Below are 772 nucleotides of genomic sequence, written 5' to 3'. Positions count from 1 at the left end.
GTTCCCAAAAGGGTCACAGGCAAACGGCACAAATGGCGCCGGCATACGGTCGCCCATCCGTTTGACATAGTCCAACACATAATCCGCACTTGCTGGATTAAAGGACAGTAAATCCCCCACAAAGAGCTCAATACCACCACTTAAAAAGTGTTGGTGCTCAAAACGCCCCCCGTTGATTGTGCGGAAGAATTGGATAAAATCCTTAGGAAAGCGGACTTCTAACTGACGTTCAACCTCACGTAGGCCCTCTAAAGCATCTTTTTCCTCTGTTCGGTAAATCCCTGTTTGCTCAATGTCTGAGCGATCCACCCTATATTTGGTTGGGTCAGGATCATGCGCCCACGTCGAACGTCCTCCAGTGTGTGATACTAGATGCGCATAGGCATTGACTAACTGCATTTTCCCTGGTTCTTTGTGATGATGCCAAACTAAACCTTTTAGCTTCGGCGCCCCTGCCGCTAAATCCTGTAGCTGCATTGGTGTAAAGCGGGAAGCAGATAACGCTCCTGTTTCGAGTGCTTCATTTAGTTGACGGAAACATTCTTCGAGCTGTACATCGCTTTCGCCTAAATATAATTCTTCGGGCAGTGTTGCGGTAAAGTATAAATTATTCCCCTCAAAAACAGGATGCCCATCTTCATACTCTACCGGTTCTTCTGGGAGAAGTTTTTCAAAACCTGGCTCACTTGTACGAAGTAATGCCGCATAGGCCGCCTTTCGTTCTGCTTCCGCTTTTTGTCGCGCCTCTGATTTGACCTTTTCGCGTGCTTCG

1 protein-coding gene is annotated in these 772 nt (G+C 47.7%); it reads right to left on the bottom strand.

The annotated features are described in order from the left end of the window. On the bottom strand, window positions 1-772 hold a 772-nt coding region (locus KTHG_RS00040), incomplete at both ends, for an HNH endonuclease (protein WP_186439467.1).

Origin of the sequence: Kurthia sp. Dielmo (assembly GCF_000307285.2) — a bacterium.
Taxonomy (GTDB): domain Bacteria; phylum Bacillota; class Bacilli; order Bacillales_A; family Planococcaceae; genus Kurthia; species Kurthia populi.
The sequence above is the reverse complement of the archived record's forward strand: the minus strand, read 5'-3'. Positions and strand labels throughout refer to the sequence as shown.